At 70.2% G+C, this 24245-nt stretch carries 25 protein-coding genes, 1 tRNA gene and 1 riboswitch; of the genes, 8 read left to right on the top strand and 18 right to left on the bottom strand.

The window, feature by feature from the left end; all coding sequences use genetic code 11:
• Window positions 1-9: 9 nt before the first annotated feature.
• A complete protein-coding gene (locus tag ACIRPU_RS00130; RefSeq protein ID WP_403859536.1) occupies window positions 10-1668 on the top strand; it encodes an alginate lyase family protein in 1659 nt (552 codons plus the stop codon).
• A gap of 141 nt (window positions 1669-1809) precedes the next feature.
• On the opposite strand, the gene ACIRPU_RS00125 is transcribed toward ACIRPU_RS00130, so the two are convergent.
• Together ACIRPU_RS00125 and ACIRPU_RS00120 are read right to left on the bottom strand one after the other, a co-directional pair.
• The gene (locus ACIRPU_RS00125) at window positions 1810-3282 is read right to left on the bottom strand and encodes an MFS transporter (RefSeq protein ID WP_403859533.1); all 1473 of its coding nucleotides are present in this window, start codon (window positions 3280-3282) and stop codon (window positions 1810-1812) included.
• A 65-nt stretch (window positions 3283-3347) separates the two neighbouring features.
• Window positions 3348-4670 carry a DUF445 domain-containing protein gene (locus ACIRPU_RS00120; protein ID WP_403861513.1) on the bottom strand — a complete coding sequence of 441 codons (1323 nt, stop codon included), beginning with the start codon at window positions 4668-4670 and terminating at the stop codon, window positions 3348-3350.
• Between the two features lie 264 nt (window positions 4671-4934).
• On the opposite strand from ACIRPU_RS00120, the gene ACIRPU_RS00115 reads away from it, so the two are divergent.
• Window positions 4935-6296, top strand: coding sequence for an SGNH/GDSL hydrolase family protein (locus tag ACIRPU_RS00115; protein ID WP_403859530.1), 1362 nt, complete (start codon window positions 4935-4937; stop codon window positions 6294-6296).
• 210 nt (window positions 6297-6506) lie between these two features.
• Here ACIRPU_RS00115 and ACIRPU_RS00110 read toward each other — a convergent pair whose 3' ends face one another.
• The 4 genes from ACIRPU_RS00110 to ACIRPU_RS00095 are packed head-to-tail and all read right to left on the bottom strand — an operon-like array spanning window position 6507 to window position 10031.
• The gene (locus ACIRPU_RS00110) at window positions 6507-7349 is read right to left on the bottom strand and encodes a DUF1707 domain-containing protein (protein ID WP_403859527.1); all 843 of its coding nucleotides are present in this window, start codon (window positions 7347-7349) and stop codon (window positions 6507-6509) included.
• Between the two features lie 9 nt (window positions 7350-7358).
• On the bottom strand, window positions 7359-8414 hold the full coding sequence (locus ACIRPU_RS00105) for an ATP-binding cassette domain-containing protein (protein ID WP_403859524.1): 1056 nt from the start codon (window positions 8412-8414) through the stop codon (window positions 7359-7361).
• A 2-nt stretch (window positions 8415-8416) separates the two neighbouring features.
• Window positions 8417-9181 (bottom strand): ABC transporter permease, encoded by a 765-nt coding sequence (locus ACIRPU_RS00100; RefSeq protein WP_403861510.1) that lies wholly within the window; start codon window positions 9179-9181, stop codon window positions 8417-8419.
• A gap of 49 nt (window positions 9182-9230) precedes the next feature.
• Window positions 9231-10031 (bottom strand): ABC-2 family transporter protein, encoded by an 801-nt coding sequence (locus tag ACIRPU_RS00095; protein WP_355701620.1) that lies wholly within the window; start codon window positions 10029-10031, stop codon window positions 9231-9233.
• 242 nt (window positions 10032-10273) lie between these two features.
• Here ACIRPU_RS00095 and ACIRPU_RS00090 point away from each other — a divergent pair, with 242 nt between their 5' ends.
• Window positions 10274-12700, top strand: coding sequence for a transglycosylase domain-containing protein (locus tag ACIRPU_RS00090; RefSeq protein WP_403859521.1), 2427 nt, complete (start codon window positions 10274-10276; stop codon window positions 12698-12700).
• A gap of 6 nt (window positions 12701-12706) precedes the next feature.
• Here the strand turns inward: ACIRPU_RS00090 and ACIRPU_RS00085 are convergent, their stop codons facing one another.
• From ACIRPU_RS00085 to ACIRPU_RS00075, 3 genes are all read right to left on the bottom strand, one after another.
• Window positions 12707-13027: a multidrug efflux SMR transporter gene (locus ACIRPU_RS00085; protein WP_015660107.1), complete on the bottom strand. Its 321-nt coding sequence runs from the start codon at window positions 13025-13027 to the stop codon at window positions 12707-12709.
• 35 nt (window positions 13028-13062) lie between these two features.
• Window positions 13063-13135: riboswitch (guanidine-III (ykkC-III) riboswitch) on the bottom strand.
• Window positions 13136-13181: 46 nt separating this feature from the next.
• The gene (locus tag ACIRPU_RS00080) at window positions 13182-13484 is read right to left on the bottom strand and encodes a GroES family chaperonin (RefSeq protein WP_384123671.1); all 303 of its coding nucleotides are present in this window, start codon (window positions 13482-13484) and stop codon (window positions 13182-13184) included.
• A 128-nt stretch (window positions 13485-13612) separates the two neighbouring features.
• Window positions 13613-13942: a DUF3618 domain-containing protein gene (locus ACIRPU_RS00075; protein ID WP_384123657.1), complete on the bottom strand. Its 330-nt coding sequence runs from the start codon at window positions 13940-13942 to the stop codon at window positions 13613-13615.
• A 94-nt stretch (window positions 13943-14036) separates the two neighbouring features.
• Between ACIRPU_RS00075 and bcp the strand changes: the two genes are divergently transcribed.
• Together bcp and ACIRPU_RS00065 are read left to right on the top strand one after the other, a co-directional pair.
• The gene (gene bcp / locus ACIRPU_RS00070) at window positions 14037-14504 is read left to right on the top strand and encodes a thioredoxin-dependent thiol peroxidase (protein WP_384123659.1); all 468 of its coding nucleotides are present in this window, start codon (window positions 14037-14039) and stop codon (window positions 14502-14504) included.
• A gap of 43 nt (window positions 14505-14547) precedes the next feature.
• Window positions 14548-14631, top strand: a tRNA-Leu gene (locus tag ACIRPU_RS00065).
• Between the two features lie 53 nt (window positions 14632-14684).
• On the opposite strand, the gene rdgB is transcribed toward ACIRPU_RS00065, so the two are convergent.
• The 4 genes from rdgB to ACIRPU_RS00045 all read right to left on the bottom strand — a co-directional run bounded on the left by rdgB (window position 14685) and on the right by ACIRPU_RS00045 (window position 16906).
• A complete protein-coding gene (gene rdgB, locus ACIRPU_RS00060; protein ID WP_403859516.1) occupies window positions 14685-15287 on the bottom strand; it encodes an RdgB/HAM1 family non-canonical purine NTP pyrophosphatase in 603 nt (200 codons plus the stop codon).
• Window positions 15288-15324: 37 nt separating this feature from the next.
• Window positions 15325-15741 (bottom strand): hypothetical protein, encoded by a 417-nt coding sequence (locus ACIRPU_RS00055; protein WP_403859514.1) that lies wholly within the window; start codon window positions 15739-15741, stop codon window positions 15325-15327.
• A gap of 114 nt (window positions 15742-15855) precedes the next feature.
• Window positions 15856-16593, bottom strand: coding sequence for a ribonuclease PH (rph, locus tag ACIRPU_RS00050; RefSeq protein WP_057600392.1), 738 nt, complete (start codon window positions 16591-16593; stop codon window positions 15856-15858).
• Window positions 16594-16672: 79 nt separating this feature from the next.
• The gene (locus ACIRPU_RS00045; protein WP_020132213.1) at window positions 16673-16906 is read right to left on the bottom strand and encodes a glucose PTS transporter subunit EIIB; all 234 of its coding nucleotides are present in this window, start codon (window positions 16904-16906) and stop codon (window positions 16673-16675) included.
• Between the two features lie 199 nt (window positions 16907-17105).
• On the opposite strand from ACIRPU_RS00045, the gene ACIRPU_RS00040 reads away from it, so the two are divergent.
• Window positions 17106-18404, top strand: coding sequence for a PTS transporter subunit EIIC (locus tag ACIRPU_RS00040; protein WP_403859510.1), 1299 nt, complete (start codon window positions 17106-17108; stop codon window positions 18402-18404).
• Between the two features lie 113 nt (window positions 18405-18517).
• Window positions 18518-19768 (top strand): PTS transporter subunit EIIC, encoded by a 1251-nt coding sequence (locus ACIRPU_RS00035; RefSeq protein ID WP_403859507.1) that lies wholly within the window; start codon window positions 18518-18520, stop codon window positions 19766-19768.
• An 80-nt stretch (window positions 19769-19848) separates the two neighbouring features.
• Here the strand turns inward: ACIRPU_RS00035 and ACIRPU_RS00030 are convergent, their stop codons facing one another.
• Window positions 19849-20601 carry an MBL fold metallo-hydrolase gene (locus ACIRPU_RS00030; protein WP_355701628.1) on the bottom strand — a complete coding sequence of 251 codons (753 nt, stop codon included), beginning with the start codon at window positions 20599-20601 and terminating at the stop codon, window positions 19849-19851.
• 260 nt (window positions 20602-20861) lie between these two features.
• Here ACIRPU_RS00030 and ACIRPU_RS00025 point away from each other — a divergent pair, with 260 nt between their 5' ends.
• Window positions 20862-21332 carry a type II toxin-antitoxin system PemK/MazF family toxin gene (locus tag ACIRPU_RS00025; RefSeq protein WP_403859504.1) on the top strand — a complete coding sequence of 157 codons (471 nt, stop codon included), beginning with the start codon at window positions 20862-20864 and terminating at the stop codon, window positions 21330-21332.
• Between the two features lie 4 nt (window positions 21333-21336).
• Here the strand turns inward: ACIRPU_RS00025 and ACIRPU_RS00020 are convergent, their stop codons facing one another.
• The 4 genes from ACIRPU_RS00020 to ACIRPU_RS00005 all read right to left on the bottom strand — a co-directional run bounded on the left by ACIRPU_RS00020 (window position 21337) and on the right by ACIRPU_RS00005 (window position 23979).
• Window positions 21337-22287, bottom strand: a complete 951-nt coding sequence (locus tag ACIRPU_RS00020) for a cysteine synthase (protein WP_355701630.1) — start codon at window positions 22285-22287, stop codon at window positions 21337-21339.
• 16 nt (window positions 22288-22303) lie between these two features.
• Entirely contained in the window at window positions 22304-22582 is a 279-nt protein-coding gene (locus ACIRPU_RS00015; protein ID WP_079661963.1) for a MoaD/ThiS family protein, read from the bottom strand.
• Window positions 22583-22705: 123 nt separating this feature from the next.
• Entirely contained in the window at window positions 22706-22801 is a 96-nt protein-coding gene (locus ACIRPU_RS00010; RefSeq protein WP_020132206.1) for a putative leader peptide, read from the bottom strand.
• A 92-nt stretch (window positions 22802-22893) separates the two neighbouring features.
• Window positions 22894-23979: a LacI family DNA-binding transcriptional regulator gene (locus ACIRPU_RS00005; protein ID WP_403861507.1), complete on the bottom strand. Its 1086-nt coding sequence runs from the start codon at window positions 23977-23979 to the stop codon at window positions 22894-22896.
• Window positions 23980-24245 lie beyond the last annotated feature (266 nt).

Here is a 24245-nt window from a genome sequence, read left to right as displayed (position 1 = left end):
CTCCCCGGCATGCATCCGCAACCGCACCTGAACCGACCCGCACAGATCAGCCTCCGCCAGAACGGCCCCCGACAGGACGGCCTCCGCCAGAACGACCCCCGGCAGGACGGCAGTCAACAGACCGGCAGCGGGCACGTCAGCGTCCGGCAGGTCAGCCGCCGTGGCGTGCTGAAGGCCGCGGGCACGGCGGCCGGCGCCGTCGGTGTGGCGGCGGCCCTCCCCGCGGCCCCCGCGGCCGCCGTCGGATACGCGCACCCGGGCCTGCTGCACACCGGCGCCGACCTGGCCCGCATGGCCGCCAAGGTGAAGGCCGGCGCCGCGCCCTACACGGCCGGATACGCCAGACTCACCGCCAACCGGCACGCACAGAGCGGCTGGACGGCCAACCCGCAGGCGACCGTGTACCGGGGTTCGGGCTCGCCGCAGAACTACGCGATCCTCTACAACGACCTCCACGCCGCCTACCAGAACGGCCTGCGGTTCCACATCAGCGGTGAGAGCGCCTACGCCGACACGGCCGTCGCGATCCTCAACGCCTGGTCGGCGAAGCTCACTTCGCTCGCGGGCTCGGCCGACCGGTTCCTCGCGGCCGGGCTCTACGGCTACCAGGCCGCCAACGCCGCCGAACTCGTGCGCGACCGGCCCGACTTCGAGCTGGAACGCTTCCAGAGGATGCTGAGCACGGTCTTCTCGCCGCTCAGCGAGAGCTTCCTGACCGACCACAACAACGCGGTCGTCACCAACTACTGGCCCAACTGGGATCTCACCGCGATGGCCTGCGTCCTCGCCACCGGCATCTTCTGCGACGACAGCGCCAAGGTGGAGCAGGCCGTCGAGTACTTCAAGAACGGCTCCGGGCTCGGCGCCGTCGAGAAGGCCATCCCCGTGGTGCACGACGACGGTCTCGCCGAGTGGCTGGAGGCGGGCCGGGACCAGGGGCACGCGCTGCTCGGCGTCGGTCTCATGGGCACCTTCTGCGAGATGGCCTGGAACCAGGGCATCGACCTCTACGGCCACGACGACAGCCGTTTCCTCAAGGGCGCCCAGTACGTGGCCAAGTGGAGCCTCGGCGGAGAGGTCGGCTATACGGCCAACACCCGGGCGAAGGGGGCCGTGGGCGGCTGGTCGGGCCGCGAGACCGCCTCCGACGCGGCCGCCGTCGACCCGGCGATGACCCGGCCGATCTGGGCGATGATCGCCAACCACTACACGAAGCGCCGGGGGCTGTCCGCGTCCTACCTCACCCGTATCGCCGCCAAGGCGGCGCCCGAGGGCGGCGGCGGGGACTACGGGCCCAACAGCGGCGGCTACGACCAACTCGGCTTCGGGACACTGGCGTTCACCCGGGACAGGGCGACGACGGGTGCGGGCGGATCGGCAGCGGGCGGATCGGCGGCCACCTCGTCCCCGTCCCCGGCCCAGTCCTCGGCCCAGTCCCCCTCCTCGTCCGGGGCCGGAGTGGCTGCCTCGGGCGGCTCGGCGGCGCCCTCCGCCTCGACGGCGGCCGGGGCGGAGGCCGCCGCCGCGAAGAGCGGCGGCCTCGCCTCCACCGGCTCCACCGACCTCGTCGCGTGGACCGCGACCACCGGCCTCACCGCCCTGGTCGGCGGCCTGCTGTTGCTGCGCCGGCGGGGGCAGCGGGGACGGGCCGGGGGCGACGCCGAGTAGGAGGCGCCGAGGGGCACCCAAGGGGCGCCCGCGTGAGCCGACCGCGCGCCCTCGGGCGGTGGCCTCGCGCGGCCCGCCCGACGCCGACCCGTCTGCCGCCGATCCGCCCGACGTCGGCCCGCCCGATGTCGTCGCCTCGCGTTACTTCGTTGGCGCCGCCGTCAGCGGCTGGGCGATGTCCTCCAGGGAGCGTTGCTCGGCCTTGACCGCCAGGAACACCGCCACCAGACCCGCCGCGCACATCAGGGTCGCGCCGATGCAGAAGGCGAGGACCGTGTCGCCGACCTTGCCCGTGTCGGTGAGCTCGGCGAACAGCAGGGGGCCGCTGATGCCGCCGGCGGCGGTGCCGAGGGCGTAGAAGAAGGCGATGGACATCGCGCGGGTCTCCATCGGGAAGACCTCGGACACCGTCAGATAGGCGCTCGACGCGCCCGCCGACGCGAAGAACAGCACCGCGCACCAGCAGGCCGTCATGGTCGTCGCGGTCAGCGCGCCCTGGTCGAACAGCCAGGCCGTGCCGAACAGCAGCACACCGGAGAGCAGATACGTCGAGGAGATCATGATCCGTCGGCCCACCGTGTCGAACAGCTTGCCCAGCAGCAGCGGACCGCAGAAGTTGCCGATGGCGATGACGGCGAAGTAGTAGCCGGTGTTGCCGCTCGGCACGTCGAAGAACTTGGTCAGGATCGCGCCGAAGCCGAAGGTGATCGCGTTGTAGAGGAAGGCCTGCCCGATGAAGAGGGAGAAGCCGAGGACCGAGCGGCGTCGGTAGGAGGAGAACACCGTGCGGGCGATCTCGACGAAGGAGACGCTGCGGCGCTGGTGGATGGTGAGCTCGCCCTCGGCCCGGGGCAGCCGCTCCCCCTTGTCCTCCTCGATCTGCCGTTCGATCGAGGTGACGATCTCCTCGGCCTCCCGGTCCCGGCCGTGGATCAGCAGCCAGCGCGGGCTCTCCGGGACGTGCCGCCGGACGAGCAGGATCACCAGGGCGAGGACGGCGCCCAGCGCGAACGTCAGCCGCCAGCCCACGTCCGCCGCGAAGATGTCCGTGTTCAGCGCGACGATCGACAGCAGCGAACCGGCGACCGCGCCCAGCCAGAAACTGCCGTTGATGATCAGGTCGACGCGGCCCCGGTACTTCGCGGGGATCAGCTCGTCGATCGCTGAGTTGATGGCCGCGTACTCGCCGCCGATGCCGAAACCGGTGAGGAACCGGAAGAGCAGGAACCACCAGGTGTCGAAGGAGACCGCGGTCAGGGCGGTGGCCGCCAGATACACCGCGAGGGTGATCATGAACAGCTTCTTGCGGCCCCACTTGTCGGTCAGTCGGCCCCAGAACAGGGCGCCGACACAGGCGCCCGCCACATACAGCGCGGCCGCGATGCCGGTGACCTGCCCGGAGGTGATCGGCAGGCCGCTGCCCGGCTCCGACAGCCGGCTCGCGATGTTCCCGACGACCGTGACCTCCAGGCCGTCCAGGATCCACACGGTGCCGAGTCCGAAGACGATGGTCCAGTGCCAGCGCGACCAAGGCAGCCGGTCGAGGCGGGCGGGGATGTCGGTGGTGATCGTGCGGTCCTGCTCGGCCGGCACGGCGGCTTCGGTGCTGGTCATGGGCTCCCTCCTCGGCACGCTCCCCATCGGGCGGCACGGGGACCGGATTCCCACGACCGGCTGATTCACGCCCCGAGCGCGCGCGCCACCGTGTAGATCAGCAACCCGGCCAGCGAACCCACCACCGTGCCGTTGATCCGGATGAACTGGAGGTCACGACCGATGTTGGCCTCGATCTTGCGGGTCGTGTGCTCCGCGTCCCAGCCCGCGACCGTGTCGGTGATCAGGGAGGTGATCTCCTTCCGGTACGTCGTCACCACGTGCACCGCCACGCCCTCGACCCAGCTGTCGACCTTCTCCTGGACCTTGCGCTCGGTGGCCATCCGGGCCCCCAGGGTCAGAAGCGAGGCCCGCACCCGCAGCCGCAGCTCACTGCGCTCGTCCTCCGCCGCCGCGACGATCATGGAGCGGACGGCCGTCCAGGCGGACGCGATCAGATCCTGCACCTCGCCCCGGCCCAGCACCTCGCCCTTGAGCCGCTCCACCCGCACCCGGGTGTCCGTGTCGGACTGGAGGTCGGAGGCGAAGTCGGTGAGGAACCGGTCGAGGGCGCCCCGGGCCGGGTGGGACGGCATGTCCCGCATCTCCGCGCAGAACCGCAGCAGCTCCTTGTAGACGCGCTCGCCGATCCGCTTGTCGACGAAACGGGGCGTCCAGCCGGGCGCGCCGCCCTCCACCGCGCCCATCACCGAGTCGCCGTGCAGCATCAGCCAGTCGTACGCCCGGGTCACCACCAGGTCCACGGCCCGCCGGTGACCGCCGTCCGCGACGACCCTCTCCAGCATCTTCCCGATGCCCGGCGCGATCTCCTGCGCGTCCGCGCGACGCGTGATCGCCTCCCCCACCACCGCCTGCACGTCCGAGTCGCGCAGCACCGTGAGCGCGCCCCGCAGCGCCGTCGCCAGCTCGGCCGTCACCCGGTCGGCGTGGACCGGGTCGGCCAGCCAGGCGCCCAGCCGGGTGCCGATGCCGACCGCGCGCAGCCGCTGCCGTACGACGTCCTCGGAGAGGAAGTTCTCCCCGACGAACTCACCGAGCGAGACACCCAGTTGGTCCTTCTTGTTCGGGATGATCGCGGTGTGCGGGATGGGCAGGCCGAGCGGGTGGCGGAAGAGCGCCGTGACCGCGAACCAGTCGGCGAGCGCACCGACCATGCCCGCCTCCGCGGCGGCCGCCACATAGCCCGCCCAGGGGCCCGCGCCCCGATGGGAGGCCCACTCGGCGAGGACGTACACCACCGCCACGAACAGCAGCAGCCCGGCCGCGGTGAGCTTCATCCGGCGCACACCGCGCTGCTTCTCCTCGTCGGCCGCGCTGAAGACGGTCATCGTGCGCGCCGCCCTGGTGCCGGCCGGCCGCTCCGCTTCCGTACGTTCCATCCGCTCCATCCGTTCCGGTCGACGCCCCGAGCCACCCGTGTCCCGCACGCAGATATTGTCCCTACTTGACCGACTCCTGGAACGGAACAAGAGTTCCCGGCGTCTGTCAGGTGGGGGAGCTCAACGGTGAACTCCTGCACGAACGCATGAACACAGGACCGCAGAACCACATGCCCCGCATGCCCGCATGACTGCATACCCCTCATGCCCGCATGCCCGCATGACTGCGTGCCCCGGAGCCGCGCCGCTCCCCTCACCGAGGAGAACCCCCGCATGACCAGGCCACACGTCGGGGGTGCGGGGATGTCCCCCACCAGACACAGCGCCCTCCTGTCGGCGATCATCGCCCTGGTGGTGGGCCTGTCCGCCGCCATATACGTCTCCGTCGCCTCCGATCACGGCGCCGGGCTCGACCCCCGCGCGGTCACCCGCGCCGCCGCCCCCGGCCCCGGCAGCGCCGCCCCCATCTCGACGGGCGTCTGGGTCGGCACCTGGGCGGCCTCCCCGGTCAGCGGGGAGCCGGGCACCGCGACCGACGGCATGGCGGGCCGCACGGTCCGCAACGTCGTGCACACCAGCGTCGGCGGGACGAGTGCCCGCGTCACGCTGTCCAACCTCTACGGCACCGGCCCGCTCGCCGTGACGCACGCCACCCTCGCCGTCGCGGCCGGCGACGGGAGCGCGGCCGCCGTCCCCGACACGCTGCGCCGGCTCACCTTCGGCGGCGCCACCACCGTCGTCGTCCCGGCCGGCGGGCAGACGGTCAGCGACGCCGTGACCGTCGCCGTCCCGCACGACTCCGACGTCCTGGTCAGCACCTACTCCCCCACCTCCGCCGGGCCGGTCACCTACCACCCGCACGCCCGGCAGACCAACTACGTCGCCGAGGGCGAGTCCACCGAGGACGTCAGCGGCGCCGCGTTCACCGGGGCCGGCGAGTCCTGGCGCTACCTGACCGCCCTCGACGTGCTCAGCAACGAGGCCGACGGCACCGTCGTCGCCCTCGGCGACTCCATCACCGACGGCATCACCTCCACCGCGGGCGCCGACCTCCGCTGGCCCGACGTCCTCGCCGACCGGCTGCGGGCGAGCGTCGCCGCCGACGGGGACACGCCCCGCTACGGCGTCGTCAACGAGGGCATCAGCGGCAACCGGGTCCTCGCCGACGACTCCCGGCGCGGCGCCGCCGGCGTCAACCGCTTCGAACGGGACGTCCTAGGCCGTACGAACGTCAAGGTCGTCGTCGTCGATCTCGGCGTCAACGACATCCTGCGCGACCCGGGGCTCGCCGACCCACAGGCGATCGTGAACGGACTGCGCACCCTCGTCGAACGCGCCCACGCCCACGGCATCAGGGTCGTCGGCACCACCCTCATGCCGTTCCGCGGCCACCGCGGCTACGGCGACGGCCGCGAGGACGTACGGCAGCGGGTCAACCAGGCGATCCGGGCGGACGGGGTGTTCGACGCGGTCGTCGACTTCGATCAGGCCCTGCGCGACCCGTACGACCCGCGCAGCCTGCGCTCGGAGTACGACTCGGGCGACCATCTGCACCCCAGCGACCGGGGCTACCGCAAGATGGCGGAGACCGTCGACCTGACGGACCTGGAAGGCCCGGCGCCCGCCCGGCTGTGACAGCCGCCGACCCGCACGACGGCCCCAGCCCTCAGGGCGGCCTCGGCCCCCGGGGCGGGCTCAGCACCCGGGGTGGGCTCAGCACCGGCAGCGGCTCTTGCTGCCGCAACGGGGCCAGCCCTCGCAGCAGCGGGCTCAGCCCACGGCCTCCGCCCCCACGACGGCCCCAGCCCTCGTGACCGGCTCAGGCCACCGGCTCAGGCCACCGGCTCAGTCCTCGTGGCGGCGCTCCCGCTGTTCCTCGCGGGGCGCGGCCCCTGCGCCGTGACCGTGGCTCTGGCCGAGGCCATGGCCGTGCAGGATGTCCTTGTGGCCCTCCAGCACCCGCCGGTGGGCCTCCCCGGCCTCCCCCTCGTCGTCCCGGGACGACGAACGCAGCCCGCGCTTCGCCGCCTTGCGGTCCAGCTTCTCCTGCCGCCGGGCGGCCCGCGTCTTCTTGCGCTCGATGCCGACCCCGCCCCAGAAGGCGAACCCGCCGACGACCACCCGCGGCGCGCCCGGCTCACCGGGAGCATCGGTCTCGCGCTGGTCGAAGCCGCCCATCACGCCGATCCCGCGGACCACGACCTCGACCCCCGGCGGCACCGTGATCTGCACCCCGCCCATGATCGCGACACAGTTGATCTCGATCTCACCGGCGGCGAAGTTCGCCTCCCGCAGGTCGATCTCGCCGCCGCCCCAGAAGGCGAAGCAGTTGAACCGCCGGGGGGCCGTCCAGCGGCCCCGGCGCTGGAAGCCGGAGAGCACGGCCACCGCCCAGGTCGACGAACCTTCGCCGCCCACGATCCGCCCGGCCCAACTCCCGTCCTCCAGCGGCTCCTTGTGCAGCGACACGACGGGCGGGGACACGACCCCGGCGACCGGCAGATCACGGGTGATCGGCGCCAACTCCCGGTACGTGCGCGCCTTGTACGTCTCCTCCAGCCGCTCCTCGAACTCCGTCATGTCGAGCCGGCCCTCCGCGAGGGCGTCCCGCAGAACCTCCGCGACCCGCTCACGATCGGCGTCGGAGGCACGGAGATCCGGCAGGCCCGGGGCTGCGTCGTCGGTCATGTCAGCAGCCTACGAGTTGCCGGCCCCCGGCACTACGGTCTCCCGCGCCGCCTCCCGGTCCGGCGGTTCGAAGGCGTCCGGCGTCGAATACAGCATCTTCGCGATCACGGCCTCGATGTCCGGCTCGCGCACCGACAGGTCCACCAGCGGGTACTCCGCCGCGATCCGGGCGACGAGCGGAGCCGCCGACTCCGACGCCGGGAACGCCAGCCACTGCCTCGGCCCGTCCACCTTCACCACCCGCGCCGCCTCCCCCACCTCGACCGGCGGCAGCTCCCGCTCCAGGTCCACCACCAGCGTCCGCTCGCTCTCCCCCGCCTCGTGCAGCCCGGCGAGCGCGCCGTCGTAGACCAGACGACCGCGGTCGATGACCATCACCCGGGAGCAGAGCAGCTCGATGTCCTGGAGATCGTGCGTGGTGAGCAGGACCGTCGTGCCGCGCTCGGTGTTCAGCTCGCGCAGGAACTCCCGCACCCGCGCCTTGGAGACCACGTCCAGCCCGATCGTCGGCTCGTCCAGGTAGAGCACCTCGGGGTCGTGCAGCAGGGCCGCCACGATGTCCCCGCGCATCCGCTGACCGAGCGACAGCTGACGCACCGGCACGTCCAACAGGGACGACAGATCGAGGAGCTCGACGAGCCGGTCGAGGTTCTCCCGGTAACGGCCGTCCGGGATCCGGTACATGCGGTGCATCAGCCGGTAGGAGTCGATCAGCGGAAGGTCCCACCACAGCGTCGTACGCTGCCCGAACACCACCCCTATGCGATGCGCCAGCCGCGTCCGCTCGCGGGACGGATCGATCCCGGCGACCCGCAGCCGGCCCCCGCTCGGCGTCAGGATCCCCGTCAGCATCTTGATCGTCGTCGACTTCCCCGCGCCGTTCGGCCCGATGTAGCCGACCATCTCACCGCGCGCCACGGTGAAGGAGATCGAGTCCACCGCCCGCACCCGCCGCAGCTCCCGCTTCAGGAAACCGGTCCTCCGCCGTACGTCGAAGACCTTCTCGACCCGGTCCACCTCGATGAACGCGCTCTCCGACACCCTCGCACCCTCCGACACGGTCACCCTCAACTCCCCGTACTCCGATACGTCCGCAGCCCCGCCCGCCACGCCAGCCCCGCCGCCGCACAGCACGCCACCGCCACCAGCGGCGGAGCGAACGCCGCCCACTCCGGCAGCCCCAACGGATACGGCCGCCCCAACACATACGCCGCCGGAACCCAGTTGACGAACGCCAGCGGCAGCACGAACGTCACCCCGCGCACCAGCTCCTTGCCGAACACCGTCGGCGGATACTGCAACAGCGTCTGACCGCCGTACGTGAACGCGGCCTGCACCTCGGACGCGTCCTGCGCCACGAACTGGAACGCCGCGCCCGCCACGAACACCGCCGAGAAGATCACCCCGCCGCACACCAGCATCACCGGCACCAGCGCCACCTTCACCGGCGTCCAGGCGACGTCCAGCGCGACACACGCGTAGCCCAGCACCAGCGCGCCCTGGATCAGCCGGGCGACCCGCCGCAGCGCGAACCGGTCCGCGGCGACCTGGGCCAGCACCGGCGCCGGCCGCACCAGCAGCGTGTCGAGCGTGCCGTCCCGCACCCGCGTGCCCAGCCGGCCCGCCGAGCCGATCGACAGGTCCGCGAGCCCGAACGACATCGCCGACAGCCCGTACAGAAACGCGATCTCCGGCAGCGTGTAACCGCCGAGCACGTCCACCTGCGAGAACATCAGCAGGATCGCGACAAAGTCCAGCCCGGTCACCAGCAGGCCACCGACCACGGTCAGCACGAACGACACCCGGTAGGCCAGCGTCGAACGGATCCACATCCCGGCGATCAGCCGATAGGCCCGCAGCCCCTCCGCCAGCCGGCCGCCCTCACCCACCCTGCACCACCACCCGCCGCGTCGCCGCCCCCTGCACCAGCCGACCCACCGCCAACAGCACCACCGCCCAACCCGCCTGGAAGGCGAACGCGGGCAGCGGATCGGTCCGCCCCATCAGCACGTCGGCGGGCATCTGCAGCAACGCCGACCACGGCAGCAGCGTCACGATGTCACCGAGCGGCTGGGGAAACGCGTTGAGCGGCAGCGCCATCCCCGAGAAGAACATCCCGGTGACCATCAGCACCTGCACCGCGCCCGTGCCGTCCATCAGCCAGAACCCGCTCAACGCCACCAGGAACCGGATCCCGTAACCGACCACCATCGCCAACGCGATCGTCACCGCGAAGGCCAGCCAGATCACCGGATCGTGGGGCAGCGCGGTGGGAAAGAACAGCGACCCGAAGACGAACGGCAGCACCCCGCGGCCCAGCAGCTGGAACAACGCCCGCCCCAGATCGGCCGCCAGCCACCACGCCTGGAGATCGGCCGGCCGGTACAGGTCGATGGCGATCTCACCCGTGCGGATCCGCTCCATCAACTCGATCTCGAACCCGCCGCCCTGGATCGCCAGCGTCGCGAACAGCGCCTGCCCCAGCCACACATAGGTGACCGCCTGCGCCTGGTCATAGCCCCCGAGGTGCGGCCGCTCGTCCCACAACGCCAGATACGCGTAGACGAGGATCAGGCCGAAAACGGTGTTGGTGAACACCCCCGCGGCCGTGGCCACCCGATAGGTCGCGTACCTTCTGAAACCCCCCGCCGCGACGGCCGCGTACAAACGCGCCGATCCCAAGGCAACCGTCCTCCTCGCCCGCTAGTCACCCTTGGCGCCCGCTTCGACACCGAAGCGCAGGAGCCTAGTGCGCCGCCGCCGTCGCGTGCCACGCGTTTTCCGGGCACGACGTGTGACCCAACGCGCGCCGATTGTCGGGAACGGAACGCTGGGTGCGAGAGTCTTCAACAGGGGACGCAGAAGGCGTACGAGGCTTACGAGGCGTACGGAACGTACGACGCGAAACAGGAGTCCAGCAACACATGAGTGACGAGCCACAGCCGCAGCAGCCCACCGAGGGCTCGGCGCCCGGAGCACCCGAGGCGGGTGACGGGGGAAGTGGCAAGGAAGGCAAGAAGATGAAGCGACCCAAGCGCACCGGCTGGCGCCGCCTCCTGCCCACCTGGCGGATGGTGCTCGGCACGTTCGTCCTCGGCGTCCTGGTGCTCGGCGGACTCTTCTTCCTCGGCTACTCCATGGTCGAGATCCCGCCGGCCAACGCGCTCGCCACCAAGCAGTCCAACGTCTACCTCTACGCCGACGGCACCGAGATCGCCCGCGACGGCACCGTCAACCGCGAGAACGTCACCCTCGCCCAGATCTCCAAGGACGCCCAGCACGCCATCCTCGCCGCCGAGGACCGCGACTTCTACACCGAGTCCGCCATCGACCCCAAGGCGATGCTGCGGGCCGGCTGGAACACCGCCACCGGCAAGGGCAAGCAGTCCGGCTCCACGATCACCCAGCAGTACGTGAAGAACTACTACCTCGCGCAGGAGCAGACCGCCACCCGCAAGGTGAAGGAGTTCTTCATCTCGATCAAGCTGGACCGCGAGAAGTCCAAGGACGCCATCCTCGAGGGCTACCTCAACACCAGCTACTTCGGCCGCAACGCCTACGGCATCCAGGCCGCCGCCAAGGCCTACTACGGCGTCGACGCCACCAAGCTCACCCCCGCCCAGGGCGCCTACCTCGCCGCCCTGGTCAACGCGCCCAGCGAGTACGACATCATCGCCCACCCCGAGAACAAGGCCGCCGCCGAGGCCCGCTGGAACTACGTCCTCGACGGCATGGTCACCAAGGGCTGGCTCAGCGAGTCCGCGCGCACGGGCATGAAGTTCCCCGCGGTCAAGGAGACCTCGGGCGCCGACACCGGCATGTCCGGGCAGCGCGGCTACCTCGTCAACGCGATCAAGGACTACCTGAAGAACAACAAGATCGTCACCTCCGACGAGCTGGAGGCCGGCGGCTACCGCATCACCACGACGATCGAGAAGAAGAAGCAGACCGCCTTCGTCGACGCCGTCAACGACAAGCTGATCAAGAAGCTCGACAAGAAGGACCGCAAGGTCGACGGCTACGTCCGCGCGGGCGGCGCCGCCGTCGAACCCAAGACCGGCAAGGTCCTCGCCCTCTACGGCGGCATCGACTACATCAAGCAGTACACCAACAACGCCACCCGCGAGGACTTCCAGGTCGGCTCCACCTTCAAGCCGTTCGTCTTCACCTCGGCCGTCGAGAACGACTCCGAGACCCAGGACGGCCGCCAGATCACGCCCAACACGGTCTACGACGGCACCAACAAGCGGCCCATCCAGGGCTGGAGCGGCGGCACCTACGCCCCCGAGAACGAGGACTACGTCAACTACGGCGACATCAACGTGCGCACCGCCACCGACAAGTCGGTCAACTCGGTGTACGCGCAGATGGCCGTCGACGTCGGCCCCGCGAAGGTCAAGCAGACCGCGATCGAGCTCGGCCTGCCCACCGACACCCCCGACCTCCAGCCCTACCCCTCCATCGCGCTGGGCACGGCCACCGCCAGCGTCCTGGACATGGCGGAGGCCTACGCCACCCTCGCCAACCACGGCAAGCACGGCACGTACACCCTGATCGAGAAGGTCACCAAGGACGGCTCCGACGTGGTGGACCTGCCCGAGCAGAAGGCCTCCCAGGTCGTCAGCCGCGAGGCCGCCGACACCACCACCTCGGTCCTGCGCAGCGTCGTCCAGAACGGCACCGCCACCGCGGCCCTCGCCGCCGGCCGCCCCGCCGCCGGCAAGACCGGCACCGCCGAGGAGGACACCGCGGCCTGGTTCGCCGGCTACACCCCCGACCTGGCCACCGTCGTCGCGGTCATGGGTCAGGACCCGGAGACCGCCGCCCACAAGTCCCTCAAGGGCGCGATGGGCCTGCCCCGCATCAACGGCGGCGGCGCGCCCACCGAGATCTGGGCCCAGTTCACCAGGAACGCCCTCAAGGGCACCCCGGCCTCGGACTTCAACCTCCAGATCCAGGAGGGCGGCGAGGACTCGGTCTACCCCTCGTCCCCGCCCTCCGAGGACGAGCCCAGCGACGACGAGAGCGACAGCGGCACGCCGAGCTCCGACGCCACCAAGGGCCGGACGCAGGGCCAGACCCAGGGGCAGACGGGCGGCAACACGACCACCGGCACCACGTCGACCGGCGCCACCTCCGGCAGCACCACCCAGGGCGGCACCACCGACGGCGGGACGTCGACCGGCACCACCGACGGCGGGACGACGACCAACGGGACGTCCTCGGGCACCAGTTCGGGCACCACCGACGGCAACACGTCCACCGGCACCACCGACGGAGGGACCGGAGACACCGGCAACACGACGGGCACCACGACCGGACCCCAGCTCACGGCCACCGGCTGGGACTGACGTCCCTCAGTGACCGCTGGTCGCCTTGAGCCCCACCACGGCGACCAGCAGCAGACACACGAAGAAGATCCGGGCGGCGGTCGCCGGCTCCCCCAGCACCACCATGCCGACCACCGCGGCCCCGGCCGCCCCGATCCCGACCCACACGCCGTAGGCGGTACCGATGGGGAGGGATCGGGCGGCGTACGACAGCAGCAGCATGCTGGCGACGATGCCGGCGCCGGTGAACAGACTCGGGACGAGCCGGGTGAACCCGTCCGTGTACTTCATCCCGACCGACCAGCCGACTTCCAGCAGACCGGCGACGACGAGCAGAACCCAGGCCATGAGGGACACCTCCGAGACGCGAACCGACTGACGGCGGTGCGTCGTCTTTTCCTGCGTCCCGGTACGGCGCGTCTCGTCGGGCTCCTTCCCAACGTAGCAAAGAAACGACAAAAGGGCTGGTGACCATGGTCACCAGCCCTTCCTGCCAACCAAATCAGAGGTACAGGCCGGTCGAGTCCTCCGACCCCTCGAACCGGTCGGCCGCCACGGCATGCAGATCGCGCTCCCGCATCAGCACGTACGCGACACCCCGCACCTCGACCTCCGCACGGTCCTCGGGGTCGTACAGCACCCGGTCCCCCGGCTCCACGGTCCGCACGTTCTGCCCCACCGCGACGACCGCCGCCCAGGCCAGCCGACGACCGACGGCCGCGGTGGCGGGAATGAGAATGCCACCACCCGAACGCCGCTCACCCTCGCCGGTCTCCTGCTTCACGAGCACACGGTCGTGCAGCATCCGGATGGGCAGCTTGTCGTGCGTGGTACTCAGGTCGTCTCTCTTGGCGCTCACACCACTGAACCTACCTGCCCGAAGCGGATCCGTACGCGAGTGGGCCCCGGGGAACACCCGGGGAGGCACGGCGGTCAGCGCTTGCGGCGCAGCCCGCTGAACGTGAGCAGCCCCACGACGCCGACGACCACGAGCGCCACCGGCACGACCCGCTCCAGCCGGGGCGCGCCCTCCTCGTCCACGAACTGCGCCCGCACCTCGCTCACGGCGCGGTTGACCTGGACGTAGGCCCTCCCGAGCGTGTGATCGACGTTGGCGACGACCTTGGCCTTGGCGTCCCCGACGATGGTCTTCGGGTGCACCCGCACCCCGATCTCGTCCAGCGTCTCCGCCAGCACCTCGCGGCGGGCCCTGATGTCCGCCTCGATCTGCGCCGGGGTTCTGGTGTCCGACGTCTCCGCCACGGTAAGGCCTCCGAAGTCAGCTGTGTCTTGTTCTGGACAGTGTGTCAGCTCTGCCCGCCGCCGCACTGTCAGGACCCCCGGTTACGCTGGCCCGATGAGCGAGCGACTCCAGCCCGGGGACGTGGCCCCGGCCTTCACCCTCCCCGACGCCGACGGCAACCAGGTGTCCCTGTCGGACCACAAGGGCCGCAAGGTCATCGTCTACTTCTACCCGGCCGCGCTTACCCCCGGCTGCACGAAGCAGGCCTGCGACTTCACGGACAACCTGGAACTGCTGACCGGCGCCGGGTACGACGTCATCGGCATCTCCCCCGACAGCCCCGAGAAGCTGGGCAGGTTCCGCGACAAGGAGTCCCTGAAGGTCACCCTCCTGGCCGACCCCGAGAAGACCGTCACCGAGGCCTACGCGGCGTACGGCGAGAAGAAGAACTACGGCAAGACCTACATGGGCGTCATCCGCTCCACGATCGTGGTCGACGAGTCCGGCAAGGTCGAACGAGCCCTGTACAACGTCCGCGCGACCGGCCACGTAGCAAAGATCATCAAGGACCTCGACATCTAGGCGGAACGCGCCGAGCGACTGCCGGTACGATGACAGGCGACCGGCGGCGGTGGTGCAATGGCGACACAGCAGACTTAGGATCTGTGGCCCTTGATCGGGCTTGAGGGTTCGAATCCCTTCCGCCGCACATGAACGGCCTGTGAATCGAAGGATCGATCACAGGCCGTTTCCGTGCCCTTCTCAGCCCAGCAGTTCCCGCACCACCGGTACCAGACCTCGGAAGGCCTTCCCCCGGTGGCTGATCGCGTTCTTCTCGGGCGGCGTCAGTTCCGCGCAGGTGCGTGACTCGCCGTCCGGCTGGAGGATCGGGTCGTAGCCGAAGCCGTTGGCGCCCGTGGGGGAATGCCTCAGGACTCCCCTCAGCCGGCCCTCGACGACGCGTTCCGTGCCGTCCGGGAGGGCCAGGGCCGCCGCGCAGGCGAAGTGGGCGCCTCGGTGTTCGTCGGCGATGTCCGAGAGTTGGGCCAGGAGCAGGTCCAGGTTGGCCCGGTCGTCGCCGTGCTTGCCCGCCCAGCGGGCGGAGAAGATGCCCGGGGCGCCGTTCAGGACGTCGACGCAGAGGCCGGAGTCGTCGGCGACCGCCGGGTGGCCCGTGGCCCGGGCCAGGGCGTGGGCCTTGAGCAGCGCGTTCTCGGCGAAGGTGACGCCGGTCTCCCTGACGTCGGGGATGTCGGGGTAGGCGTCCGCGCCGACGAGGTCGTGGGGCAGGCCTGCGTCGGCGAGGATCGACCTCAGTTCGGTGATCTTTCCGGCGTTGCGGGTGGCGAGGATCAGGCGGGTCATGTCCACCAGTATCCCGGCCGCCTCGGCCGTCCCGGCCCTACGGGGTGCAGACCTTGGTCAGTTCGCCCGCCGCGTCGGTGACGGGGCTGAGGTCGGGGGTGTCGTCGCCGTTCTTCACGGCCGTACGGACGTTGGCGACGGCTGTCTGGAGGTCGTCGACCGCCTTGTTGACGTCGGTGTTGTCCGTCTTGTCGCCTATCTTGTCGAGGTTGTTCTCGATGGAGGTCAGCGACTCCTCCGTCTGCGTGGGGTCGTTCGCGGCGTTCTCCACGGCCTGCTGGAGGTCGGTGACGCTGTCGGCGATGGAGTCGGCGGTCTGGACGCAGTCCAGGGCCTTGTTGACTGCGTCGCAGCCGGTCACCGTCAGCCCCAGGGTGAGGGCGACGGCCGCCGTGGTGGCGGCTATGGCGGTACGACGACGCCGCTGCGGGCGTCGGCTCGCGGCCGTGGACATAAGTGGTTCCTCCCCTTGTCAGGCCCAGGAGGCCCCCGTTGACGTATGTACCGCCCAAGACGCCATGACGGGCGGGGTGGTTGCTCCCGCCCGTCGTCCCGCTTGGGGTGCTCTTTACTTTTCCAGGACCGTATCAAGTGCCGTGCGCTGGAGGACAGTCAGTTCCGTGCAGCCCAGAACGGCCAGGTCCAGCAGGGAGTTGAGTTCCTCGCGGGCGAACGGCTCGGCCTCGGCGGTGCCCTGGACCTCGACGAAGCGGCCGTCGCCGGTGCAGACGACGTTCATGTCGGTCTCGGCGCGGACGTCCTCCTCGTAGCGGAGGTCCAGGAGCGGGACCCCGCCCACGATGCCGACGGAGACCGCGGAGACCGTTCCCGTCAGGGGCTGGCGGCCGGCCTTGATGAGCTTCTTGCCCTGGGCCCACGTGATGGCGTCCGCCAACGCGACGTACGCGCCGGTGATGGCCGCCGTACGCGTGCCTCCGTCGGCCTGGAGGACGTCGCAGTCGAGGACGATGGTGTTCTCGCCCAGCGCCTTGTAGTCGATCACCGCGCGCAGGGAGCGGCCGATGAGGCGGGAGATCTCGTGGGTGCGGCCGCCGATCTTGCCGCGGACGGACTCGCGGTCGCCGCGGGTGTTGGTGGCGCGGGGAAGCATGGAGTACTCCGCGGTGACCCAGCCCTCGCCGCTGCCCTTGCGCCAGCGGGGGACGCCTTCGGTGACGGAGGCGGTGCAGAAGACCTTCGTGTCGCCGAAGGAGACGAGGACGGAGCCCTCGGCGTGCTTGCTCCAGCCGCGTTCGATGGTGACGGGGCGGAGCTGTTCGGGGGTGCGGCCGTCGATTCGAGACATGGCGCTGAGCCTAGCCGCACCTGCGGAAGGGCCCCTCCCGCGGTGGTGGGAGGAGCCCCTCAAGGGTGAGCGCGAAGGCTCACATCATGTCTTCGATCTCCGCGGCGATGGGGTCGGCGTCCGTGCCGATGACGACCTGGATGGCGGTTCCCATCTTGACGACGCCGTGGGCGCCGGCGGCCTTCAGGGCGGCTTCGTCGACGAGCGAGGCGTCGTTGACCTCGGTGCGCAGCCGGGTGATGCAGCCTTCGATCTCTTCGATGTTGTCGAGGCCGCCGAGTCCGGCGACGATCTTCTCAGCCTTGGTGGCCATGTTCCGTCTCCCTGAATTCCCTGATGCGAACCGCGATGTGAACCGCTTTGTCGCAGTAACCCACAGTTGGCCCAACTTTGCGAGCGATTGTGCCGGGTGTGCCGAAGGATGACGTCAGGGATGACGTCGCAGCAACCCGATCGAACAATGCCCATCGTCCGTAGCTGGTCTACACCACCTGACAGGCGGTCGCCAAACGATGAGTGCCGAGAGCGCCGAGACCGAGATCAGCCCCGCACGTCGGCGCTGGCACACCGCGTTCCAGGGTCTGCAGAAAATGGGGCGCAGTCTTCAGCTGCCGATCGCGGTCCTGCCGGCCGCGGGCATCCTCAACCGGCTCGGCCAGCCTGATGTGTTCGGGGACGACGGGCTCGGCTGGACGAACGTGGCGAAGGTGATGGCGGGTGCGGGCGCGGCGTTGCTCGACGGTTCCCTCGGGCTGCCCCTGCTGTTCTGCATCGGTGTGGCCATCGGCATGGCGAAGAAGTCGGACGGTTCGACGGCGCTGGCGGCGGTGGCGGGATTCCTCGTCTACTACAACGTGTTGCGGCAGTTCCCGGAGGACTGCGGGCCGGGTTCGAAGGTGATCCCGAACATCGGGTGCCAGGCGACGGACAACACGGTGGGCGCCTTCGCGTACCAGAATCCGGGGGTGTTCGGCGGGATCGTCATGGGGTTGCTGACGGCGTTCTTCTGGCAGCGGTACCACCGTACGAAGCTGGTGGACTGGCTGGGCTTCTTCAACGGGCGGCGGCTGGTGCCGATCATCATGGCGTTCGTGGCGATCGTGTTCGCCGCGTTGTGTCTGTGGGTCTGGCCGCCGATCGGCGACGCCCTGGAGAGCTTCAGCGACTGGCTGGACGGGCTGGACGCGTGGGGTGCGGGCATCTTCGGTGTCGCGAACCGGGCGTTGCTGGTGATCGGTCTGCACCAGTTCCTGAACGTGCCCATCTGGTTCCAGTTCGGCAGTTTCACGAAGCCGGACGGCACGGTGGTGCACGGTGACATCAACATGTTCCTGGCGGGCGACCCGGACGCGGGTCAGTTCACCTCCGGCTTCTTCCCGATCATGATGTTCGCGCTGCCCGCGGCGGCGCTCGCCATCACGCACTGCGCGAGGCCGTCCCGCCGCAAGGAGGTCGGCGGTCTGATGCTGTCGGTGGCGTTGACGTCGTTCGTCACCGGTATCACCGAGCCGATCGAGTACTCGTTCCTGTTCGTCGCACCCCTGCTGTACGCGGTGCACGCGGTGTTGACGGGCGCGTCGATGGCGGTGACGTGGGGGCTGGGGGTGCACGACGGTTTCAGCTTCTCCGCCGGGCTCATCGACTACGTCATCAACTGGAACCTGGCGACGCGGCCGTGGGCGATCGTCCCGATCGGCCTGGGCTTCGCCGTCGTCTACTACGCGATCTTCCGTTTCGCGATCACGAGGTTCGATCTGAAGACCCCCGGGCGGGAGCCGGAGGAGGAGCGGGAGGACGTCACGAAGGCGTAGCTCTGCGTAATACCACGATTACGCGAATCGTGGGTTCCTTATGCCACCTTCATCGTGCTACAACATGGTCTACACCACTGAGTGGTGTAGACCACCACCGATGGAGGAAGTCCATGAGCACCGCCACCGCGCCCCCGGCGGCCCCCGCGAAGAAGCGGGGGTCCGGCCTGTTGCAGGGTCTCCAGAAGGTCGGCCGCAGCCTTCAGCTCCCGATCGCCGTGCTGCCGGCGGCCGGCCTGCTGCTGCGGCTCGGACAGTCGGACGTCCAGGCGAAGCTGCATCTGCCCGACAAGGTCACGGCGGTCTTCGCCACGGCCGGCGGTGCGATCTTCGACAACCTGCCGATGCTCTTCTGCATAGGCGTGGCGATCGGCTTCGCCAAGAAGTCGGACGGCTCCACGGCGCTGGCCGCGCTGGTCGGCTTCCTGGTCTACAGCAACGTCCTCAAGGCGTTCCCGGTCTCCGAGGCCAAGGTCCAGGCGGGTGCGGACATAGCCGCGACCTACAACAACCCCGGTGTCCTCGGCGGCATCGTGATGGGTCTGCTCGGCGCGGTGGTCTGGCAGCGGTTCCACCGCACGAAGCTGGTGGACTGGCTCGGCTTCTTCAACGGCCGCCGTCTGGTACCGATCATCATGGCGTTCGTCGGCACGCTCATAGGTGTCTTCTTCGGCCTGGTCTGGGAGCCGATCGGTGAGGTCATCTCGGCCTTCGGCGAGTGGATGACGGGTCTGGGCGCGTTCGGCGCGGGCCTGTTCGGTCTGATCAACCGCGCGCTGATCCCGGTCGGCATGCACCAGTTCGTGAACTCCGTCGCCTGGTTCCAGATCGGCGACTTCAAGGACGCCACCGGTGCCGTCGTGCACGGCGACCTGACCCGCTTCTTCGCCGGTGACCCGACCGCCGGTCAGTTCATGTCCGGCTTCTTCCCGATCATGATGTTCGGTCTGCCGGCCGCCGCCCTGGCCATCGCGCACACCGCCCGCCCCGAGCGCCGCAAGGCCGTGCTGGGCATGATGATCTCGCTCGCGCTGACCTCCTTCGTCACCGGCGTCACCGAGCCCATCGAGTTCTCGTTCATGTTCATCGCCCCGCTGCTCTACGCGATCCACGCGGTGCTGACGGCCCTGTCCATGGCGATCACCTGGGCCCTCGGCGTCCACGCGGGCTTCACCTTCTCCGCGGGCTTCATCGACTACGCGCTGAACTGGAACCTGGCCACCAAGCCCTGGCTGATCATCCCGATCGGCCTGGTGTTCGGCGCGATCTACTACGTCGTCTTCCGCTTCGCCATCACGAAGTTCAACCTCCCCACCCCGGGCCGTGAGCCCGAGGAGGAGGTCGAGGACCTCACCAAGGCGTAGGCGCGCACCACGCCCGCGCAGGACACGCGAAGGCCCCCGGAGCCCTGAACCGCTCCGGGGGCCTTCGCGTGCGTCGGGGTCTAGATCTCGTACGTCTTGCGGGGCGCGGCCAGTTCCACCGGGCCGTCGAACACCGTGCGGGCGTCCGCCAGGTTGACCCGCGGGTCCGTCCACGGCGGGATGTGGGTCAGCACGAGCTTCCTCGCGCCCGCCCTGCTCGCCGTCTCGCCGGCTTCGCGGCCGTTGAGGTGCAGGTCGGGGATGTTCTCCTTGCCGTGCGTGAAGGCGGCCTCACACAGGAAGAGGTCGGTGTCGCGGGCGAGTTCCTCCAGCGCGGGGCTGATGCCGGTGTCGCCGGAGTACGTCAGCGACCTGCCGCCGTGTTCGACGCGGATGCCGTACGCCTCCACCGGGTGCGCCACGCGTTCGGTGTGCACGGTGAAGGGGCCGATGTCGAAGGTGGACGGCTTGACCGTGTGGAAGTCGAAGACCTCGCTCATCGAGGAGGCCGACGGGGTGTCGGCGTAGGCCGTGGTCAGGCGGTGTTCCGTGCCCTCCGGGCCGTAGACCGGGATGGGGTCGCAGCGACCGCCGTCGTGCCGGTAGTAGCGCGCGACGAAGTAGGCGCACATGTCGATGCAGTGGTCGGCGTGCAGATGACTCAGGAAGATCGCGTCGAGGTCGTAGAGACCGCAGTGGCGCTGCAGCTCGCCCAGGGCGCCGTTGCCCATGTCGAGAAGCAGCCGGAAGCCGTCGGCCTCGAGGAGGTAGCTCGAGCAGGCCGATTCCGCGGACGGGAACGACCCCGAGCAGCCGACGACGGTGAGCTTCATGAAGGCGAAACCTCCGCTGGCGGGAAACCGAGAAGTACCGGGTGAGGTCCGGGGGACGGATCGTGGAACGAATGATCGTTAAATGGGGCGACGGGGGTCGTGCGGTGCGTTGAGCGTAAGGCGCAAAACCCCGGGTCGCTCCTCCACCAGGGGCCGTTGTGGGCGAACTCACCTGTGGTGTCACCGGTTCGGCTGGACCGGGGGCATGTGAAGTGTGGATGGGGCGCGCGAGGGCGCTCACGCGCCGGTAACGTCGTCGTATGGACACGTCCTGGTGGCTCGCGCTCGCGGCGGTGATACTGCTCGCGCTGGTCGCGACGCTCGTGGACGGCTGGGGGCGGGGACGACGACCGCAGCGGCGCAGGACCCGGCCGCCGGGCCGGCCTTCGGGCCGCTCGACCCGGGGCCGCGGCTCGGCCGACCGTCCCCGGCCCGCGGAGATCTGGTGGGCGGACGTGCCCTTCGAGGACGGCCCCGGGGCGAAGGACAGGCCGTGTCTGGTGCTCATGGTGCGCGGTGACCGCGCCACCGTCGCGAAGATCACCAGCAAGTACCACGACGAGCGGGCCGGAGTGATCCCGCTGCCGCCGGGTGCCGTGGGCGACGCGCAGGGGCGGCCGAGCTTCCTGGAGACGGACGAGCTGCGCCAGATCCGGATGCGCGACTTCCGGCGCAGGGTGGGTGTGGTGGACCCGGTCCTGTGGGACCAGGTCCGTCACCTGGCTACCTGAAACCCTACGCCCAGAGCTGGCCCTGAAGGGTTTCGATCGCTTCCTCCGTGGTGGCCGCGGTGTAGACGCCCGTCGACAGGTACTTCCAGCCGCCGTCCGCCACGACGAACGCGATGTCGGCGCTCTCCCCCGCCTTCAGCGCCTTCTTGCCGACGCCGATCGCCGCGTGCAGGGCGGCCCCGGTGGAGACGCCCGCGAAGATGCCCTCCTGCTGGAGGAGTTCCCGGGTGCGGGTCACGGCGTCCGCCGAGCCGACCGAGAAGCGGGTGGTGAGGACGGAGGCGTCGTACAGCTCGGGTACGAAGCCCTCGTCGAGGTTGCGCAGGCCGTAGACCAGATCGTCGTAGCGCGGCTCGGCGGCGACGATCTTCACGTCCGGCTTGTTCTCGCGGAGGAACCGGCCGACGCCCATCAGCGTGCCCGTCGTGCCGAGACCGGCGACGAAGTGGGTGATGGACGGGAGGTCAGCGAGGATCTCGGGGCCGGTGGTGGCGTAGTGGGCGCCGGCGTTGTCGGGGTTGCCGTACTGGTAGAGCATCACCCAGTCGGGGTGCTCGGCGGCGAGCTCCTTGGCGACGCGGACCGCGGTGTTGGAGCCGCCCGCGGCCGGGGAGGGGACGATCTCGGCGCCCCACATGGCGAGCAGTTCCCGGCGCTCCTGCGAGGTGTTCTCGGGCATCACGCAGACCATGCGGTAGCCCTTGAGTCTGGCCGCCATGGCGAGGGAGATGCCGGTGTTGCCGCTCGTCGGTTCCAGGATGGTGCAGCCGGGGGTGAGACGGCCGTCCTTCTCGGCCTGCTCGACCATGTGCAGGGCGGGGCGGTCCTTGACCGAGCCGGTGGGGTTGCGGTCCTCGAGCTTCGCCCAGATGCGGACGTCGGCGGACGGCGAGAGCCGCGGCAGGCGCACCAGAGGGGTGTTGCCCACCGCGGCCAGCGGGGAGTCGTAGCGCATGGGGTCCGGCGGCCGATCAGGCCATGCCGCCGGCCACGGCCGGCAGGATGGTCACGGTGTCGCCGTCGGTCAGCTTGGTGTCGATGCCGTCGACGAAGCGGACGTCCTCGTCGTTCAGGTAGACGTTGACGAAGCGGCGCAGCTTTCCGTCGTCCACGATGCGGGCGTGGATGCCCGCGTGCCGGGTCTCGAGGTCGGTGAACAGGTCGGCGAGGGTGTCACCGCTGCCCTCCACCGCCTTCTGACCGTCGGTGTACTGGCGGAGGATGGTGGGGATGCGGACCTCGATGGCCATGGCTCAGGGCTCCTGTCGGAAGGTGTGGGCAGCGCGGTTCATGCGTGTGGCTCCCCACGCTCGGCTGCGCTCGCGCGGGTGGTGCCCCCGTCGGCTCACGGCCGTACGGCGGCGGGTGGTGCGTCAACAGATGGCGCTGGCGAGCCTGCACAGGTCGACGTGCAGCCGCGCCACGAGCAGTGCGCCCGGCGTCTTCTCGCTCACGTCGTTCAAAACCATGGGCTCATCGTATCGATTCCCGGTCCGGCTTCCGGAAGGTGATCCCACATCGCGGACGGTATGGGGCCGGTGAGTGAGATGTCACCGCGCCGTCAGGCCGACGCGCGGCGCACCAGGCGGGTGGGGACGATCACCGAGGGGCCGTCCGGTGAGCCGCCGGGCGAGCCGTCCGGTGAGCCGTCGGGTGACGTGTCCGGCGCGTCTTCCCGGGCGAACAGCAGCCGGGCCATCAGCCGGCCCATCTCCTCGATGTCCTGGTGGACGGTGGTGAGCGGCGGCTCGGTCGTCTCGGCGATGGAGGTGAGGTCGTCGAAGCCGACGACGGCCACGTCCTCGGGGACCCTGCGTCCGCGCTCGCGCAGCGTCTGCAGGGCGCCCGAGGCCATGAGGTCGGAGGCGACGAACACGGCGTCGAGGTCGGGGGCGCGGTCCAGCAGCGCCGCCATCGCGTCGGCGCCGCCCTGCCGGGTGTAGTCGGCCCGCTCGACGAGGTGCGGCCCGGCGTCGCGCAGGACGTCCCGGTACCCGGCCAGCCGGTCCGCGGCGGAGTTCTCCTGGTCGTAGGGCCCGGCGACGGTCGCGATCCGCCGGCGCCCGACGGAGACCAGGTGCTGGACGGCCAGCCGGGCGCCGCCCCGGTTGTCGCCGTCGACATGGGCCTGGCCGGGCCGTACGGGGTCGCCGTCGCGCAGCAGCGGGCGGCCGCCGAACACGGCCGGGAGACCGAGCCGGTCGATCATCTCGGCCAGCCGGTCGCCGGGGCGCAGGGAGAACAGGATCGCGCCGTCGACGTGGCCGCCGCCGAGGTAGTCGGCCACGCGCGGGTAGTCGTCGGGGTCCTCCAGGAACAGCAGGACGGCCTGGGCGCCGTGGAGCGCGAGTTCGCGGCGCACGCCGCGCAGGAGGAGGTCGAAGAAGGGGTCGATGAAGAGCCGGTTCTCGGGCTGGGCGGCGACCACGGCGACGGCGTTCGTGCGGTGGGTGACGAGTTGCCGGGCCCCCTGGTTGGGGACGTACCCGAGCTCGGAAATCACCTGACGGACCCGGTCGACGACCTCCGCCCGTACCCGGGCCTCCCCGTTGATCACCCGGGACACGGTCGACTTCGAGACCCCCGACTGCCGGGCGACGTCTTCGAGCGTGGGCCGCCGTACGTGCGAGCGTTGCGTCAACACCATCTCCGTCGGGGTGAGTTGTGCGTGCACCTGACGGAAACGGTAACCGGCGGGCGGAGACGGCGCCGGGACCAGGGCCTGTCGTTTGGATCATGCCGCGCGTCAGGCCGACCTGATCCGAACGACAGGCCCTAGGCCGTGTCTTCAAAAGATCTTGAGTGGTGGATCATGGTCGGGTGATACGTCGCCATGAACTGTCCGATGCCGAGTGGGAGTTCGTCGGACCGCTGCTGCCGGTGTCCCTGCGGGGCCGGAAGCGGCTGGACGAC

This window comes from Streptomyces sp. NPDC102259, assembly GCF_044766465.1.
Taxonomy (GTDB): domain Bacteria; phylum Actinomycetota; class Actinomycetes; order Streptomycetales; family Streptomycetaceae; genus Streptomyces.
Note: the sequence above shows the minus strand (reverse complement) of the source record. Positions and strands in the feature narration are given on the sequence as shown.

Bases quoted from the DNA above. Each gene is read 5' to 3' on its own strand.
- ACIRPU_RS00130 (WP_403859536.1), top strand. From the start codon at position 10: ATGCATCCGCAACCGCACCTGAACCGACCCGCACAGATCAGCCTCCGC.
- ACIRPU_RS00125 (WP_403859533.1), bottom strand. From the start codon at position 3,282: ATGACCAGCACCGAAGCCGCCGTGCCGGCCGAGCAGGACCGCACGATC.
- ACIRPU_RS00120 (WP_403861513.1), bottom strand. From the start codon at position 4,670: ATGGAGCGGATGGAACGTACGGAAGCGGAGCGGCCGGCCGGCACCAGG.
- ACIRPU_RS00115 (WP_403859530.1), top strand. From the start codon at position 4,935: ATGACCAGGCCACACGTCGGGGGTGCGGGGATGTCCCCCACCAGACAC.
- ACIRPU_RS00110 (WP_403859527.1), bottom strand. From the start codon at position 7,349: ATGACCGACGACGCAGCCCCGGGCCTGCCGGATCTCCGTGCCTCCGAC.
- ACIRPU_RS00100 (WP_403861510.1), bottom strand. From the start codon at position 9,181: ATGTGGATCCGTTCGACGCTGGCCTACCGGGTGTCGTTCGTGCTGACC.
- ACIRPU_RS00090 (WP_403859521.1), top strand. From the start codon at position 10,274: ATGAGTGACGAGCCACAGCCGCAGCAGCCCACCGAGGGCTCGGCGCCC.
- ACIRPU_RS00085 (WP_015660107.1), bottom strand. From the start codon at position 13,027: ATGGCCTGGGTTCTGCTCGTCGTCGCCGGTCTGCTGGAAGTCGGCTGG.
- ACIRPU_RS00080 (WP_384123671.1), bottom strand. From the start codon at position 13,484: ATGCTGCACGACCGTGTGCTCGTGAAGCAGGAGACCGGCGAGGGTGAG.
- bcp (WP_384123659.1), top strand. From the start codon at position 14,037: ATGAGCGAGCGACTCCAGCCCGGGGACGTGGCCCCGGCCTTCACCCTC.
- rdgB (WP_403859516.1), bottom strand. From the start codon at position 15,287: ATGACCCGCCTGATCCTCGCCACCCGCAACGCCGGAAAGATCACCGAA.
- ACIRPU_RS00055 (WP_403859514.1), bottom strand. From the start codon at position 15,741: ATGTCCACGGCCGCGAGCCGACGCCCGCAGCGGCGTCGTCGTACCGCC.
- rph (WP_057600392.1), bottom strand. From the start codon at position 16,593: ATGTCTCGAATCGACGGCCGCACCCCCGAACAGCTCCGCCCCGTCACC.
- ACIRPU_RS00045 (WP_020132213.1), bottom strand. From the start codon at position 16,906: ATGGCCACCAAGGCTGAGAAGATCGTCGCCGGACTCGGCGGCCTCGAC.
- ACIRPU_RS00040 (WP_403859510.1), top strand. From the start codon at position 17,106: ATGAGTGCCGAGAGCGCCGAGACCGAGATCAGCCCCGCACGTCGGCGC.
- ACIRPU_RS00035 (WP_403859507.1), top strand. From the start codon at position 18,518: ATGAGCACCGCCACCGCGCCCCCGGCGGCCCCCGCGAAGAAGCGGGGG.
- ACIRPU_RS00030 (WP_355701628.1), bottom strand. From the start codon at position 20,601: ATGAAGCTCACCGTCGTCGGCTGCTCGGGGTCGTTCCCGTCCGCGGAA.
- ACIRPU_RS00025 (WP_403859504.1), top strand. From the start codon at position 20,862: ATGGACACGTCCTGGTGGCTCGCGCTCGCGGCGGTGATACTGCTCGCG.
- ACIRPU_RS00020 (WP_355701630.1), bottom strand. From the start codon at position 22,287: ATGCGCTACGACTCCCCGCTGGCCGCGGTGGGCAACACCCCTCTGGTG.
- ACIRPU_RS00015 (WP_079661963.1), bottom strand. From the start codon at position 22,582: ATGGCCATCGAGGTCCGCATCCCCACCATCCTCCGCCAGTACACCGAC.
- ACIRPU_RS00010 (WP_020132206.1), bottom strand. From the start codon at position 22,801: ATGGTTTTGAACGACGTGAGCGAGAAGACGCCGGGCGCACTGCTCGTG.
- ACIRPU_RS00005 (WP_403861507.1), bottom strand. From the start codon at position 23,979: ATGGTGTTGACGCAACGCTCGCACGTACGGCGGCCCACGCTCGAAGAC.